Origin of the sequence: Janthinobacterium lividum, assembly GCF_011601275.1 — a bacterium.
GTDB lineage: Bacteria > Pseudomonadota > Gammaproteobacteria > Burkholderiales > Burkholderiaceae_D > Janthinobacterium > Janthinobacterium lividum_E.
In genome coordinates this window covers 162,527-178,693 of the sequence record NZ_JAAOLY010000010.1, presented here as the reverse complement: position 1 = coordinate 178,693, position 16,167 = coordinate 162,527, and the positions used below count along the sequence as shown (strand labels likewise).

Here is a 16,167-nt window from a genome sequence, read left to right as displayed (position 1 = left end):
ACATTGTTGACGGCGCCTTGTTGGATTACGCTACGCTAATCCAAGCTACTTGCCTGCATCCGGCCAAGGGCGCTCATGCAAATGACGCGCCCTTTCTATTGGACAGACCAGCGGCAAAAACTGCTGCTGGCGCGCGGAATACGCCATCAGCGCCCCGCTGTCGATGTCGAAATACCATCCATGCAGTTTCAACGCCCCCTGCTCCACCCGGCGCTTGAGCCACGGGTAAGTGAGCAGGTTGTCCAGCGACTGCAATATGCTGGCCAGCTCGCACGCGTGGTGCTGTTCCGCCGACGAGCGGTGCGCCAGTTCGCGCCGCACGCGCTGCGCCACCGGTTCGGCGATGCGCATCCACTGGCCCACGAAGTCCGTTTCCTGACCCTCCGCGCGCGGCTGCGGTTCCAGCAGCGCGCGGATGCCGCCGCAGCGCGCATGTCCGAGCACGATGACCCTGGCCACTTCGAGCTTGCAGACGGCGAACTCGATGGCCGAGCTGACGCCGGGCGGCGCATCGGGCGTGCACGGCGGCACCAGGTTGGCGATATTGCGCACGACGAACATGTCGCCCGGGTCGCTGCCCGTCAGCAGCATGGGATCGACCCGTGAATCGCAGCAGCCGATCAGCAAGGTCGAGGGCCGCTGCCCGTCGCGCAGGCTGTCGTACAGGGTTTGCGGCTCGCTGAAGTACTGCTGCTGAAACAGGCTGAAGCCGTTGACGAATTTTTCCAGTTCTTCCATGACTACCTCTTACTGTGTTCGACACCGGGCAAGCAGGACTCGCCCGGCGTTCTGACGCTAACTAGCAAGGCATCGGCGCATTCTTGCGCGCATAGCACCACCAGGTGATCGCGATGCAGCTGACGTAAAAGCCGATGAAGCACCACAGGGCCGCGTCGGGGCTGCCCGTCAGCGCAATCGAAGTGCCATAGCTTTTCGGGATGAAGAAGGCGCCGTAGGCCGCCACGGCCGACGTGAAGCCCAGGACGGCAGCGCCTTCCTTGTTGGCGTCGACGATGGCTTGCTCCTGTACCGCCTTGCCCTTGCCGGCGGCCGCGCGCTGGTGTTCCGTCAAAAAGATCACGGGAATCATGCGGAAGGTCGACGCGTTGCCGATGCCCGTGCCGGCGAACAGCAGCATGAACATCCAGAAGAAGCCGCTGAAGCTTCCCGCAGTGTGCACACCTTCGCCCGCTTGCGGCATGAAGTACAGCACGCCCAGCACGGCACCGATCATCAGCAGGAAGGACCACAGGGTAACGCGGGCGCCGCCCAATTTATCGGAAATCACGCCGCCGGCCACGCGCGCCAGCGCGCCGACCAATGGTCCCAGGAAGGCGTAATCGAGCGGATTGACGTCGGGGAACTGGATCTTGATCAGCAGTGGAAACGCGGCAGAATAGCCGATGAAGGAGCCGAAAGTGCCCGTGTACAGCCAGCACATGAGCCAGTTATGCTTGCGCTTGAAGATCACGGCCTGCTCGGAAAACGAGGCCTTGGCCGAAGCCAGGTCATTCATGCCGAACCAGGCCAGCAAGGTCGACAGCGCGATGAACGGCACCCAGATGAAGCCCGCGTTTTGCAGCCACATCTCCTTGCTCACGCCATTTTTCACCCAGGTGAGCGAATCGCCGCCCCAAGCGCCGAAAACGGCAAACGTGATTACCAGCGGCACGACGAACTGCACCACCGACACGCCCAGGTTGCCCAGGCCCGCATTCATGCCCAGCGCGAAACCCTTGCTGGCCTTCGGGTAGAAAAAGCTGATGTTGGCCATCGACGAGGCGAAATTGCCGCCGCCGAAGCCGCACAGCAAGGCCAGGATCAGCATGGTCGGATAACCGGTGTTCACATCCTGCACGGCCAGGCCGATGCCGATGGCGGGAATCAGCAGGGAACCCGTGGAAATGGCCGTCCAGCGGCGCCCGCCGAAGATCGGCACCATGAACGAATAAAAGATGCGCAAGGTGGCGCCGGACAGGCCCGGCAAGGCCGTCAGCCAGAACAGCTGGTTGTTACTGTAGGTAAAACCGATGTTGGGCAGGTTGACCACCACCACGCTCCACACCATCCACACGGCGAACGCCAGCAGCAGCGCGGGAATGGATATCCACAGATTGCGCGCGGCCGTGGCCTTGCCCGTGTTTTGCCAGAAGCTCGGGGTTTCCGGCTCCCACGTATTGATCATGTAGCGGCTCATGCTTTTGCTCCTGCAGGTTGATTGGTAGGTGCCGCGCGCAGCGGCTTGAACGAGAAATACATCCAGACGAGGGAGACGCAGACGGTGCCGTACAGGAGCATGAAGGAGCTCGAACGCACGCCCGTGAAGTCCACCAGGGCGCCGAACATCACGGGCAGGATGAAGCCACCGAGGCCGCCGGCCAGGCCGACCACGCCCGAAACGGCGCCGATGTTGTCGGAAAAGTCATCTCCGATGAACTTGAAGACGGACGCCTTGCCCACGGCCATGGCGATACCGACGATGAACAGCAGCACGGTGAACCACAGCGGCGACAGGCCGATATGGAAGGCCAGCGGACCGGTGACGGTTTCCACGACCATCTGTGTTTGCGGATACGACAGCAGGAAGAAGCACACCCAGCACACCCACATCACGGCCCAGGTGACTTTCGCCGCACCGTATTTGTCGGAGATCCAGCCGCCCATGGCGCGCAGCACGCCGCCCGGCAGCGAGAAGCAGGCGGCCAGCAGCGCCGCGTGCTTCAGGTCGAAGCCATATTCGGCCACGTAGTACTTCGTCATCCACAGCGCCAGCGCCACGTAGCCGCCAAACACCACCGAGTAGTACTGGCAGTAGCGCCACACGCGCGGGTCCTTCAGCACCTTCATCTGTGCGCTGAAGCTTTCGCCCGATGGCGCCAGATGCGATTTGTCCGTGTACGAAAACAGCCAGAAGATGATGGCCGTGGCCAGCATGGCTACCGCATACACCTTGGGCAGCATCTGCCAGCCGAAGGCGGCGACGATGCCGGGCGCGACGAACTTGGTCAGCGCGGAACCGGAATTGCCGGCGCCGAAGATACCCATCGCCAGGCCGCGGCGCTCCTTTTCATACCAGCGCGCCACGTAGGGCGTGCCGACCGAAAACGAGCCGCCCGCCAGGCCCACGAACATGCCCAGCACGAGGAAGTGCCAGTAGGCGGTGGCGTAGGAGATCAGGTAGATCGGCAGCACGCTGGCCAGCATCAGCCAGAAGAAGACGCGGCGTCCGCCGTATTTGTCCGTCCAGATGCCCAAGGGCACGCGCACGAGAGAGCCCGTCAGCACGGGCATGGCGGCCAGCAGGCCGAATTGTGTTTCAGTCAAGCCCAGGCTGGTCTTGATGGGGATGCCCAGTACGGCAAACATCATCCATACCGCGAAGCAGATGGTGAAGGCGAAGGTGCTGCTGATCAGCACGGACGCCTGCTTGCGCCGCTTGCCGGGTTCGACTGCCTTGTTACTACTGTTGTTCTTAGTGCCATCTAGGGTAGCCACGATGTTTCTCCATGAATGCACTGGCCGTCTGGCCAGCCGTCCCGACCAGCTTACGTGGCAGAGTCGAAAGGCACTATCGGCCACAGGGTGATTCTGGGAAGGCAATCTGGATAGCCGCATCGGCAAAAGTGACTAGATGGCGGGGTATCAACCTAGCCTGGATGGCGGGTGTTTTACAAACGGACGCATTTTTGGCACACTCGGCGCCTGGAGAAAAGGAGCGGCATGCGGAACAGAGACGAAACAGACGGGATCATCACGCGTGCGGCGCTGCCAAGCGATGTGGAGGCCATGCTGGCCTGCGATGCCTATGCGCAGGCGCACGCCAGCCGGGGCGAGGCCGTGCGCACCGCCGTCGGCAAAGGCCATTGCCAGGTGGCGATGCGTGCCGGCCAGGTGGCCGGCTATGTCCTCACGCACGACGATTTCTTCGATTACGGCTTTGTCTCGCTGGTGATGGTCGCTGCCGGGCAGCAGCGGCGCGGCGTGGGTGTGCGCCTGCTGGCGGCAGCCGAAGCCGCGTGCACGACGGCGAAGCTTTTCACGTCGACGAACCAGTCCAACCTGGCCGCGCAACGGCTGTTCGCCAGCGCGGGTTTCGTGCGCAGCGGGCAGATCGACCATCTCGACGAGGGAGACCCGGAACTCGTGTACGTCAAATTCCTGCCTTAGGCCCGTCTCCTCCCGACGGTGTATGGCGCGGCGCGCCAAAGGCGGCTATGCTGGCGCCACCGTCAATCAACGCCCACCACATCACGCATGGACTATCTGAGCCTCAAGCATTTCCACATGGGTTGCGCCGCCGCCAGCGGCTTTCTTTTCCTCTTGCGCGGCGCATGGATGCTGCGCGCCTCGCCCGCCTTGCAGCAGCGCTGGGTAAAAATCCTGCCGCACCTGGTCGACACGGCCTTGCTGGCCAGCGCCATCACCCTGGCCGTGTGGAGCGGCCAGTCGCCGGGCAGCCAGCCCTGGCTGGCCGCCAAGCTGTGCGCGCTGGTCGCCTACATCGTGCTGGGCACCATCGCCCTGAAACGTGGCAAGACGCCGGCAGTGCGCGGTACAGCCTTCGCGCTCGCCGTGCTGGTATTTGCCTACATCGTTGCCGTGGCCGTCACCAAGCAGGCCTGGCCGCTGTAGTACCAAGTAACTGCATCAAAAGATGTAGCGCAGGGTCACGCTGGCGTTGCGCGGCGCGCCCCAGTAACCCTGGTTGTACATGCCAAGCTGGCTGTAGTAATGCTTGTCGAACAGGTTGTTGACGTTCGCCTGCAGGGACAGCTGGCGCGACAGCGCGTATTTTGCCATCAGGCTGGCCACGGCGTAACCGCCCTGCTCCACCCTGTCGACGCCCTTCGGTCCCGTGGCATCGCGGTAGGCGCCGCTCTGCCAGTTCACGCCGCCGCCCAGCGACATCGCGCGCCAGCCGCCAGGCAGCTGGTACGTGGAAAACACGCGCGCCAGGGTCTGTGGCACATAGCTGTTCAGGCGCGCGCCCTTGTTGTCGTCGGCCGCCGCATGCGACAGACTGGCCGACAGATTCCAGCCCTGCGCCAGCTCGCCCGAGACGTCCAGTTCCACGCCCTTGCTGGTGGAGCCGGCCGCCGCGTAATACGCCTGCGTCAGCGAACTGCCGACAAAATGGCCCGTGTCTTCCTGCGCCAGGCCATCTTGCGCGATGCGGAACACGGCCAGCGCCGCATTGAGCTTGCCGCCGAAATACTCGCCCTTCACGCCCACTTCCACATTCTTGCCCTGCACGGGATCGAGGTAGCGGCCGAACCGGTCCTGATTACCCTGCGGCTTGAAGATCTTGCTGTAGCTGGTGTACAGCGCATGCCGCGCGTCGATATCCCACACCAGGCCCGCATACGGCGTGACGGCATGCTTGGCATAGGCGTAGCTGCCGCCCCAGTCATCGACGTGGTCCGCCTTGTAGCGGCTGTAGCGCGCGCCGAGGATCAACTTGAGCGGATCGGCCAGCGAAAAACGCGCCGTGCCATAGATGCCGCGCTGCTGCACCGTGTCGAGCAGCTTCCAGCGGTAAAAGTCAGGGTTGTTCCAGTCAGGCTCCAGCGCCATGCCCTGCCATTGATGGAAATTGCCGTAATCGACGCTGCCACCCGAAATGCCCGGATTGCTGGCGAACTGGTTGCTGCCCGAGACGCCGAACGCCAGGTCGTGTGCGCGCCCCAGCAGCTGCACGGGACCCTGCACATACGCGTCGACGCTGTCCTGGCGTCGCGTGCCCGAGTAAAAACCGGGGCTACCCGTCACGCCCTGCCCCGTGGCCTTGTCCGCCCAGGTGTAGGCGAAGGTTTCGGCCGCCGAGTAATCGCCCCACCCGTGATTCAGCATGGCCGTCAGATTCCAGCCCTTGCCCAGTTCTTGCTCCAGGCGCAGGAAAGCCGTCTGGCTGGTGCTGAACCAGCGGCTCCAGGTGGCGGCCGTGGTGGTGGAACGGGAAAACGTGGCGCGCTCGCCATCCGCATGCCACAGCGGCAAGCCGCCATACATGCCGCCGCGCGGGCGGTTGTCCTGGTATTCATAGCCGGCGATCAGCACGCTGCCGGGCGCCAGGTCCGCTTCGACGGTGGCGTAGGCCATGGCCTTCTTGGCGTGATACAGGTTCACATACGATTCGCTGTCCTGGTAGCTGACCACGAGACGGCCACGCACCTTGCCGTCGCTGCTCAATGGCGTGGAGAGGTCGGCGCTGGCGCGCGCATTGTTCCAGGAACCCAGGCTCAGGGCCGCATTTCCGGCCAGCTGCTTCGATGACGCGCGCTTGCGCACCAGGTTGATGGTGGCCGACGGCTCGCCGGCGCCCGTCAGCAGGCCCGTGGCGCCGCGCACGACCTCGACCCGGTCGTAGGCTGTCATGTCCAGCGTACTGTCACCCACGTTGTAGGCATTGTCGACCATGGTGGGGATGCCGTCGTACTGGTAGCTGGCGATGGAAAAGCCGCGCGCGAAGAACGAGGTACGGTCGCTGTCGTAGCGGTTGATGGCCACGCCGGTCGCGTTTTGCAGCACCTCTTCCACCGTTTGCAGGTTCTGGTCATCCATCTGCTGGCGCGTGACCACGCTGACGGCTTGCGGCGTCTCGCGCACGGACAGGCCCAGGCGCGTGGCCGAACGCATGCTCTGCGTCGTATACGAGCCACTGCCTTCCGTCGCGCCGTTCGCTTCGGCGCTGGCGCTGACCTTCATCTCGGGCATGGTCTGGCCGCCATCGGCCGCTGCCACGTCGAGCACATAGCCGCCATTTGCCTGCGGCACGGCGCGCAAGCCCGAGCCGGCGACGATGGCGCCCAGCGCCGCAGGCACGCTGTAGCTGCCCGTCAGGCCGGCGCTGCGCTTGCCGGCCACGGTGGCGGCCTGGTAGGAGATCATGGTGCCCGTCTCCTGGCCAAAGCGCACCAGCACCTGTTCCAGGCTGCCGGCTGGTATCGCCAGCGCGATGCGCGCCGCATTGGCGGCCTGGGCAAGGGGCGCGGCAGCCGAGGCGCCGCTGGCGGCGAGCAGCCACAGGGCGTGGCCGACGGCCAGCGCGGCCACGCTGTGGCGGCATGTACGGGAAGCGGAAGAGGTGTAAATAGGTGTTGTGCTGGGCATGCGGACTGTTTTCCTGGAAGTGAATGAAGGGTTCACTCGCTATGTCACGCGAGAATCGAAAACCCCTCGGTTTTTCAGAAAATAATTATGGATTCTTCCGATGCGGCACCACGCTCACCCAGAAACGCGTGGTCTGGCGCACGTCGACGGGCAAGGTGCGCGTCAGCATGTCCAGCACTTGTCTGGTGTCGGCCAGCGGGTAGATGCCGGACACGCGCAGGTGGCCTATGGCCGGATCGCAGGCCAGGCGGCCATGCCGGTAGCGGGCCAGATCGCCGACAAAATCGGCCAACGGCATGTCGTGCGCCACCAGCATGCCGGCCGTCCACGCATCGGCGCCGGCAGGCAGAAGCTCGACGGAGCCAACGCTGCCCGCCGTAAACGTCGCTTGCTCACCCGCCTGCAACCTGCGCGCCGCTTCGGGCGCTTGTTCCGGCAGCATGTCGACGGCGCCAGCAAATACGCCCAGGCGCGTACGCTCCCCTTCCACGCGCACGGCAAAGCGCGTGCCCACGGGTTGCAAGCGGCCTTGGGCCGTGCGCACGAAAAAGGGCCGGCCAGCCGCATCGTGCGCGGTCGTGACCATGATCTCGCCTTTGAATACCGTCACCAGGCGCTGGCCCGCATCGAAACGCACGTCGATGCTCGACGCCGTATTGAGGGCGATGCGCGTGCCGTCTGCCAGCACGATGTGGCGCAGCTCGCCCGTGCCGGTGCGGTAATCGGCCAGCCAGAACCGCGCCTGCTCATCGCCACCCGCCAGCCAGGCGCCGCCACCCACGGCCAGCAGCGCCAACAACTTGAGCGACTGGCGCCGCGCCGCATTCGCTTGCGCGTGCAGCGGCTTGCGGGCCAGCGTGCCGTGCGCCAGCGGCGCAGGCAAGGCACGCATGCGCGCCATGCAGCCCTCCACGTGCTGCCACGCTTGCTCGTTTTCCGGGCCGCTGTCGCGCCAGACGCGCCAGGCTTGCTCCACTTCGGGCGTGGCGTCGCCCGCCTGCAGGCGCACCAGCCATTCCACGGCCTGCAAGCTGACCGCTTCCGGCGTGAGGGTACCCATCACGGCCCCAGCGGGGAAAAGAAACACTGGTGCATGGCTTTGACCAGGTAGCGCTGCACGGTGGCCAGCGAGACTTGCAGTTCGGCGGCGATGGCCGCCTGCGGCATGCCATCGAGCTGCGACAGCAGAAAGGCGCGGCGCACGGCAGGCGCCAGGCCATCGAGGCGGCGGTCGATGTCGAACAGGGCTTCGAGCAAGATCGCCTGCGCCTCCGGGTCGGGCGCGCATTGCGCCGGCAGGCTGGCCAGGGTTTCCAGATAGGCCGCCTCCAGGTCGCGCCGGCGGTACAGATTGCCCAGCACGCCTTTGGCCACCGTCGTCAGGAAGGCACGCGGCTCGCGCGCGGCAATGGTCTCGTCGCGGTTCAGCAGGCGCATGAAAGTGTCGTGCGCCACGTCGGCCGCATCAAACGCGTTGCCCAGCTTGTGTTTGAGCCAGCCTTGCAGCCACCGGTGGTGATCGTGATACAGGCTGCCCACCTCCTGGTGGACGCCGGATTGGGCAGGCGGCACGTCGCATACTCCCTAGCTTGCAAATAATAATGATTCGCATTCTATCTCTATGCGGTGCTGCGGTGCAAGCGACCTGCCAGCCGCTGCCCTACCCTGCAGATGCTTACTTGGCGCGGTTTCTTTCCAAAATTTCCTTGCCAAGGGCGTCCTGTAGCCACCATTCACGCACCTCGAGCGCCTTGTTCTCGATGCTGGCATTGGCCAGCAAGGGATTTTTCTTCAGGTATACGATATCTTCCTCGAAATTGTCGTGTATCGAAGCCACTTGCAGGAAACGGTTGGCATCCAGACGTCCGAGGTAGATGACCTTGCCAGCCACGACGTCAAACTCGATCGCCTTCGGCGACGCTTCGGAGTACCTGGACCTGATTCCATATTCAAGCAGCCAGATGATAACGCTGTAGCGTCCCGGCGTCAGCTGCAGCGCAAAGGTACTGCCCTTGCCCGTAGGCACTTTTGGCAAGACATTCTGCAAGGCGACCTGACCGGCGGGAGCATGGCTGGATAACCACAGACTTTTGTCCTCGAGGGCGGCAGGGTCGCTGCTGACAATGCCGAACCTGGCGCCATGCGTCTCGAAGACGGAGCTCTCGAACACGGTGCCGACGACAACGCCCTTGGCAAGGTCGGGGGTCGTGTAGGTAAACGCAGGCGCGCTATTGCGGCCGATAACGCAGGCGGACAACAGCGCAGGCAGCAAGACGGCGCACGCCAGCGCGCGCAGCATGGTGGTTCGGACAAACATGGATGATCCTGGATGAAATGAAGAAATGGGTAACAAGTAATGGGCAAAGGCCGACAAGCGCACATACGCCTGCCCAAGCATCGATAAATATTTCTACATAGAAATATTTCCAGTGTAGCCGCCTGGCACGAAAATGTCTAGTTGACAAGTAGGCGAAGGTCGCCGTACGACTTCTGCGGAACGCGGCAAGCTGCACGGCAATGATAGTATTGGCAACTTCATCGACAAGGCAGCCACCGTGGCCATGCCCCTCGCCTGAAAGGCAACCATGCTCTTATCCGAACTTTTGACCAAGCTGACCTGCGGCGACCTGGAAGGCGAGGAGCTCGATCACGCCGTCGCCGCCATCACCGATGCGCCCTCCGCGCCACGCGACGAGTGGATCGACAGCGATGCGCAAGCCTACGCGCTGGAACTCCTCTCGCAACTGGGCGGCTACATGGCGTCGAGCGACAAGATCGATGAACTGCACGAACAGATACAGGACATGTTCGACGAATTCCCCGACTTCCCGTACGCACTGCTCAAGGAAAGCGGCGGCAGCGTGCTGCCCTATTTCGAGTGGCTAGACACGGAACTGGCGCAGCGCGCCGTGGACGAAGGCGGCTATGACCTGATCCAGATCGACGGCAACGGCTCCGATGAAATGGATGCGCTGATCGTCTATCGACGCGACACGGACGACATCATCCAGGCCGCGGCACTGATGGGCGTGACGATAGGCCGGCCGCTAACCTACTATCGCGGCATCGATGCGATGGTGGGCAAGCGGCCAGGGTAAGACTTACTGCATCGGCAAGGCGCTCACGTCGACGGCAGGCGCCTGGCCCGTGGCCGGGCGCGTGAAGTTCTGGCTGGTTTTCACGAAATCGGCAAAAAAACCGCCGTTATGCAGGTAAAACTTGCCGTTTTCCAGCCCGCCCGCATAATCCATGCGCTGCGCATTCGTGGCCGTGGCGTCGCCCGTGAACCTTCCCGCCGTCACTTCCGACCACGTGCCCGATGCATTCCTCGCCCACTGGTTGCCGAACTGGACGCGGCGCTCCGTGTAGCCCAGGGTATCGATGAAGTTCTCGAGGAAGGAATGCACGCCCGTCAGGTACGTGGAGATCGCGGGCCGCTTCCACGTGGCGATGTAGCGCCACTTGCCCGTTTCGGGCGCGAAGAACCAGGCCGAGTAATCGCTGCCGCCATTGCCGTCTGGCCGCGCGCGCGTGATGAAGCGGTACGTCGTGCCGGCCGTCCAGTTATATGAAAGGTACGTCTGCCCGCCCGTGCCCTCGCCGCCAAACGCGTTGTCGACCACGCCGGCGCCCTTGCTGACCAGGGTGGTCTTGGCGCCATTGTCGGCATCCCACACGGAGAACAATATCCAGCGCTCGCTCGGCGATTTCACCTGGATGCCCATGTAACCCTGGCTGAAGCCGTTGGCCATGAAGTAGGAGCCGATGGCGTCCTGGCCCTGGGGAATCGTCATCTCGTTATAAAAATACTCGGTATTGGCCGGCACCGTGTAACCCATGTGCACGGACGGGCCGCGCCGCGACCAGTAGTAATTGGCCGGGTCATTCGCGTAATTGAGCGCCGCGTTCGACGTCACCTTCAGCGCCGCGATGTCGCCAAACGTGCCCTTCACGCGCTTCAAGCCCTGCATGTCGACCTTCACGTAGCCGGCCGCCGGCACATTGACCGTGCCGACGGCATAGGTCTTGCGTTCCTTGCCGGCCAGCTTGACATCGAACGGCGTGCCGTTGATCTTCACGCGGATGGTGCTGTTGCCGCCATCGGCCAGGCTGGCGTCGAGCGCCACCTGCACGGGACCCGCCTCGGCCACGCGGAAATACGTGCTGGCGACGGCATTCGGATCACTCCAGCCGGCCAGGCCACGATCGTTGATGACGGCGCCCGCGTTCCCGCTGGTGATGAAGGCGTTGCCGGCCAGCTCCACGGTTGCCGTCGTGGCCGGTGCCGCCACACTGGCGGCCAGCAAGGCCGTATTGCCGTTGCCCGTGGCGGTGGCGCCGCCGCAAGCTGCCAGCAGCAAGGGCATGGCGGGAAGGATGGCATAGAGTAATGAACTTCTGTGTTTCATCAACGTCTCCTGGTGGTACAGCTTTGCGGCGGGCGAACACGGGCCTGCGCGCCTGCGCCGCGGTTGAAAAACTGGGTGGATAGAAAAAACCCGCTACGGCAACTGGTGCGGTAGCGGGTTGTGCAGGCTTAGTACTTGCCGTCGAGGGCGAAGATCGGCTTGCGCGATTTCCACTGCCCGCCCGTGAAGTCAGGGAAGTCCAGGGTCTGGAAGTTGGCGGCGATCGACTGTTCGGACAGCGGCGTGATGGCGCTCCACGTCACGGCATCGTAGATATCGATAGGCATCGGCGCGTTGGCCTTGAGCGCTTCGACAAAGGCGTGGATGACGAAGAAGTCCATGCCGCCGTGGCCCGCGCCTTCCGCTTGCGCCGCGTATTTGCGCCACACCGGGTGCTCGTACTTGTCCTGGTAGGCCTTGAAGTCGTCCCACTGGTGCGGCTTGCTGACGCCTTCGATGTGGATCGAATTGTTCAAGTCCATCCACAGGCCGTCCGTGCCTTGCACGCGGAAGCCCAGCGAATATGGGCGCGGCAAGCTCGTATCGTGCTGCAGGATGATGGTTTCGCCGTTCTCGCACGCCAGCGTGGTGGTGACGACGTCGCCCAGCTTGAATTTCACCTTGGCATTCGCGTGCTGCGCGCCGCCCGGCTGCTTGACGATGTAGTCGTGCAAGCCGCGCGCCTTGGTGGCGAAGGCGTTGATGCGCGTAAAACGGTTGCCGCGGTTGATGTTGGTGTACATGGCGCACGGGCCGATGCCGTGGCTCGGATACAGCTCGCCATTGCGCTCGACCGAGTGCTGCGTGCGCCAATGGGCTTCCGACCAGCCCTTCTCGCCGAATTCCACGCCGCCGCCATACGGCTTGGCCGGATTGCCGCTGTTGAATTTCACGGCACGCAAATCGTGCTGGTAGCCGCCCTGCAGGTGCAGCAGTTCGCCGAACAGGCCCGCGCGCACCATCTGCAGTGCAGCCATCACGTCGCGGCGGTAGCACACGTTTTCCAGCAACATGTACGGCGTGCCCGTCTTCAGCTGGGTATTGAGCACATCCCAGTGGTCTTGCAGGGTGATGCCGGCCACCACTTCGCAGCCGACGGCGATCTTCGCCTGCATGGCGGCAATCGCCATCGGTGCGTGGAATTCCCACGGCGTGGCGATGATCACGCCATCGAGGCCGCCCGCATCCAGCATGCGCTTGTAGGCTTTCTGGTCGCGGTCTTCGCCGTACGTGCGGGGACGGGGCTTGCCGGCTTTTTCCACCTGGCCCAGCGCATGTTTCAGCATGATCGGTTCGATATCGCACAGGGCAACCACTTCCACGTCGTCGCGGCGCACCAATTCAGCCAGCAGCACCTGGCCCCGCATGCCCGTGCCGATCAGGCCCAGGCGGACTTTGTCGCGGCCGGCGGCGGGGGCGGCGTTGGCCTCGCCAGGCAGCAAAGTGCTGCCTGCCATGGCGCCACCGGCCAGCGCGGCGCTGGCGGACAGGAAATTGCGTCGATTGAATTGTGTCGTCATTGGTCTCTTCTCGCTTCCATTGGTAATGATCGTCGCCGGCCCGCTGCGCAGCAGGCCGGCTGCAGTTTAATAGGTGTATTCCGCCGTGAAGCGCACGGAACGCGGCGCCGTGCGGCCAGCCACCTGCAGATAGCTGCGGGCGATGGCGCCATGGTCTTCGCGCGTTTCGTTATAGCGGGTCACGGTCTGGCTGTTGAACACATTGAACACGTCCACTTTCAGGCTAAGTCCCTTGACGGCGCTGGGAGTATAGGCCAGATTCATGTCCAGCTGGGCTTGCCAAGGCAGGCGGCCCTGGCTGCCGCGCGGCGCCGGCTTGCCATCGCAATAGAAGTAGGAATCGCCGTAGTCGTTTTCGAACTTCAGGTTGTCGGGCAGCGCGCCGATGCAGTTGCGCGGCGCACCCGAGGTCAGCGACAGGTTGGCGCCGACCATCACGTCCGGGATGACCTGCATGAAGCCGTAGGCCTTGAAGGCGTGGCGGTGGTCGCCCGGCAGGTAGCCATAGGCGTTGTACATCAGTTCCTTGTGGTCGTCGCTGACCGTCAGGCCCACGTCGCCGCCGCCGATGCTGTCCGTCTGGCCTTCCATATTGCCCTTCAGGCCGGACAGGGTGTAGGTCAGCTTGCCGTACCAGCCGTTCGTGTACGGGTGCTCGATGAACATGTTCAGGGCGCGGTAGGTGCGTGCCGGTTTCGGATTGCCCCACTCCGCCGCCGAAATATCCACGCGGCGCAAGCCCTTGCCGTCGTCAAAATCGACCATCAGGCTGTTGTCGCGGCCCGGGTTGATGATGGCGCACTGGAAGCCGCCCCAGTTGCTCGTGTCGACGCCGTTGCGCGTGGCCCAGGCTTGCAGCGGACGCGCATCGCAGGTGTCGTCGTTGGTGTCATTGAGCTTGCGGTACAGGACGCTGGCGCCCACCACCAGCTTCTTGCTCAGGGCGCGTTCGAAGCCGAGCGAGAATTCATCCTGCGACAGCGGTTTCAGGCCGACGGCCGTCACTTCGCGCGCGTCGCGGCTCTGGCCATACGCGTTGTTTGCCGAATACGGCTTGCTGATCGCGTGCAGGCCCGTCGGCGCGCCCGTCACGGGATCGATGCCCGTGTACGTGTACATCTCGCTCGTGGCCAGGAAGGGGCTGGCCATGTTGCTCGACAAATTCGATGGCACCGGCAGGTGGTAGCGGCCGCCGTTGGCGAAGAATTTCAGCGTGCCGTCGCCCAGGTAATCCCAGGTGGCGCCCACGCGCGGGGCGATCATGTTGCGCTGCGAAATGAAGGCCACGCCATCGGTGCTGTAGTTGGTGAACTGCTCGCGGCGCAGACCCAGGTCCAGCAGCACCCGTTCCGTGACCTGGTAGTGATCCTGGATATATTGCGCCGATTGCACGCTGGTCGGACGCGCCAGGTTGGCGTTCAAGTCCTTGCTGACGTAATAGCCCTGCGCACCGTAGCCGCCGCCCTGGGCCGGCGTCTCAAAGGCGCCGTTGATGGCCCGGTTCGGATCGGTCGCGCGCTGATAGCTCCAGCGGTAGCCGCCGGCCAGGCTCAGGCCCACTTTCGATTCCACGTCGATGCGGTCGATGCCGCCGCGCAGCGAGTGCTTGCCCAGCTTGTATTCGAGATCCAGGCGCTTGGCTTTCTGGCGGTCTTCCGACGACGGGTCGACCAGGGTGCCCGTCACCGTTTGCGGATTGGCGTACGTCAGGCCAGGTACCTGGGTCGACGTATTCGACGACGTTTGCGCCAGCAGCGGATTGTAGCCATTCGGCGTACGGATGTGCGAGGTGCGCGATTCGCCCATCATGGCCGTCACGGTCAGGTTGTCCGTCAGGTAGCCCGTGTACTTGAAGATGTCGATGTTGGCGCCCGGCGCGGCCGAGGAACCGCAGCAATTGACCGTCGTCTCGCCCTTGCCTGCCTGAACGCCATTGCTCGCATGCGTGGCGTAGCTGTAGCCATACGCCTGGCTGTCTGTTTTCGTGCGGTCATACAGCTTGGTGTATTCGAAGTGATGGTCGTCCGTCAGGTTGTAATCGAGCTTGGCCATCATGCGGTCCACCTTGCTCTGGCTCGTGCTCCAGCCGCGCGCCAGGGCCGTGCCCGAGTCGGCGGTGGCGGCAACGGACTGGCTGTCCGTGCGCGTCTGTTCCAGCGCCACAAAGGCGAACAGCTTGTTTTTGATCAGCGGACCGCTGCCGTACAGGCCCACCACCTTGCTGGTGCTGCCATTGTCGCGGTTCCAGTACAGCAGATTGCCGTCCGTCTTGGGATTGGCACCCGTGTTCGGGTAATAGGTGTTTTCCGGCTCGCCTTTGAGCGAACGTGGGATGATCGAGACCTTGCCGCCGAATTCGACCTTGTTGCCGCCGCTCTTGGTGGTGATGTTGATCACGCCGCCAGTGGAGCGGCCGAATTCCGAACCGTAGCCGCCCGACAGCACCTGCAGGTTCGAGATCGCGCCAAATGGCAGCTCCGACGCGCCCACCTGCGTCAGGATGTTCGTGATGGGGAAACCGTTGACGTAGAACGCGTTTTCAGACTGGCCCGAGCCGCCGATCGATGGCGCATTGCCGTACACGCTGTTGGTGCCGCGCGAAACACCCGGCGTCAGCTGCACGATGGACGCCACGTCATTGCCGACCGGCAGCGCCTTGAGTTCCTTGGCCGTGAAGATCACGCCATTGTTCGTGTTCGACACGTCGATCGGATTGCGCGACGCTTTCACCACGACGGTCTGCTCCTGGCCCACGGCGCCAGCCGCGCTGGCCGGACCGAAGTTCGCTTCCGCGCCCGCGCCGATCAGGGCTTCGACTTCCTGCGATGCTTCCACCGAACCGGCACGCAGCACGCGCACCGCATAGCGGCCTGGCGGCATGGAGTTGGCCACATAGCGGCCCGACGTATCCGGCGTCAAGGTGCGCTGTACGCCCGTCGCCAGGTTTTCCAGCACCACGGTGGCGCCGGCCGGTGCGCTCACTTCACCGAAAATGGTGCTGGTGGCGTTCGACTGTGCCCAGGCCTGGCCTGGCACGCCGGCCGCCAGGGCGATCACGATCGCGGCGGCGCGGCTGATGTCGCGCAATTTGAGTCGGGTGGTATGCATGGTGTCTCTCCGTCTATATC

At 63.8% G+C, this 16,167-nt stretch carries 13 protein-coding genes; 3 read left to right on the top strand and 10 right to left on the bottom strand.

Going from position 1 to position 16,167, the window contains the following annotated elements; genetic code table 11:
- Positions 1–45: 45 nt before the first annotated feature.
- From GYK42_RS16835 to GYK42_RS16825, 3 genes are all read right to left on the bottom strand, one after another.
- On the bottom strand, positions 46–738 hold the full coding sequence (locus tag GYK42_RS16835) for a carbonic anhydrase (RefSeq protein WP_166448417.1): 693 nt from the start codon (positions 736–738) through the stop codon (positions 46–48).
- A gap of 61 nt (positions 739–799) precedes the next feature.
- Positions 800–2,197 carry a NarK family nitrate/nitrite MFS transporter gene (locus tag GYK42_RS16830; protein WP_166448416.1) on the bottom strand — a complete coding sequence of 466 codons (1,398 nt, stop codon included), beginning with the start codon at positions 2,195–2,197 and terminating at the stop codon, positions 800–802.
- The gene (locus GYK42_RS16825) at positions 2,194–3,495 is read right to left on the bottom strand and encodes an MFS transporter (protein WP_431190177.1); all 1,302 of its coding nucleotides are present in this window, start codon (positions 3,493–3,495) and stop codon (positions 2,194–2,196) included. Before GYK42_RS16825 ends, GYK42_RS16830 begins: the two co-directional genes overlap by 4 nt.
- 225 nt (positions 3,496–3,720) lie before the next feature.
- Between GYK42_RS16825 and GYK42_RS16820 the strand changes: the two genes are divergently transcribed.
- On the top strand, positions 3,721–4,167 hold the full coding sequence (locus tag GYK42_RS16820; protein ID WP_166448415.1) for a GNAT family N-acetyltransferase: 447 nt from the start codon (positions 3,721–3,723) through the stop codon (positions 4,165–4,167).
- Positions 4,168–4,254: 87 nt separating this feature from the next.
- Positions 4,255–4,632: a SirB2 family protein gene (locus GYK42_RS16815; protein WP_166448414.1), complete on the top strand. Its 378-nt coding sequence runs from the start codon at positions 4,255–4,257 to the stop codon at positions 4,630–4,632.
- Positions 4,633–4,647: 15 nt separating this feature from the next.
- Here GYK42_RS16815 and GYK42_RS16810 read toward each other — a convergent pair whose 3' ends face one another.
- The 4 genes from GYK42_RS16810 to GYK42_RS16795 all read right to left on the bottom strand — a co-directional run bounded on the left by GYK42_RS16810 (position 4,648) and on the right by GYK42_RS16795 (position 9,427).
- Positions 4,648–7,110 (bottom strand): TonB-dependent siderophore receptor, encoded by a 2,463-nt coding sequence (locus tag GYK42_RS16810; protein WP_166448413.1) that lies wholly within the window; start codon positions 7,108–7,110, stop codon positions 4,648–4,650.
- Between the two features lie 85 nt (positions 7,111–7,195).
- Positions 7,196–8,170 (bottom strand): FecR domain-containing protein, encoded by a 975-nt coding sequence (locus GYK42_RS16805; protein ID WP_166448412.1) that lies wholly within the window; start codon positions 8,168–8,170, stop codon positions 7,196–7,198.
- Positions 8,170–8,682 carry a sigma-70 family RNA polymerase sigma factor gene (locus GYK42_RS16800; RefSeq protein WP_166448411.1) on the bottom strand — a complete coding sequence of 171 codons (513 nt, stop codon included), beginning with the start codon at positions 8,680–8,682 and terminating at the stop codon, positions 8,170–8,172. The genes GYK42_RS16805 and GYK42_RS16800 overlap by 1 nt, the downstream gene beginning before the upstream one ends.
- A gap of 103 nt (positions 8,683–8,785) precedes the next feature.
- Entirely contained in the window at positions 8,786–9,427 is a 642-nt protein-coding gene (locus tag GYK42_RS16795; RefSeq protein ID WP_166448410.1) for a hypothetical protein, read from the bottom strand.
- 268 nt (positions 9,428–9,695) lie between these two features.
- On the opposite strand from GYK42_RS16795, the gene GYK42_RS16790 reads away from it, so the two are divergent.
- Positions 9,696–10,208 (top strand): hypothetical protein, encoded by a 513-nt coding sequence (locus GYK42_RS16790; protein ID WP_166448409.1) that lies wholly within the window; start codon positions 9,696–9,698, stop codon positions 10,206–10,208.
- Between the two features lie 3 nt (positions 10,209–10,211).
- Here the strand turns inward: GYK42_RS16790 and GYK42_RS16785 are convergent, their stop codons facing one another.
- The 3 genes from GYK42_RS16785 to GYK42_RS16775 form a co-directional block, all read right to left on the bottom strand.
- Complete coding sequence (locus GYK42_RS16785; RefSeq protein WP_240943622.1) at positions 10,212–11,519, bottom strand: DUF3472 domain-containing protein; 1,308 nt, start codon at positions 11,517–11,519, stop codon at positions 10,212–10,214.
- Between the two features lie 128 nt (positions 11,520–11,647).
- Positions 11,648–13,039 (bottom strand): Gfo/Idh/MocA family protein, encoded by a 1,392-nt coding sequence (locus tag GYK42_RS16780; protein ID WP_166448408.1) that lies wholly within the window; start codon positions 13,037–13,039, stop codon positions 11,648–11,650.
- A gap of 66 nt (positions 13,040–13,105) precedes the next feature.
- Complete coding sequence (locus GYK42_RS16775) at positions 13,106–16,147, bottom strand: TonB-dependent receptor (RefSeq protein ID WP_166448407.1); 3,042 nt, start codon at positions 16,145–16,147, stop codon at positions 13,106–13,108.
- Positions 16,148–16,167: the final 20 nt, after the last annotated feature.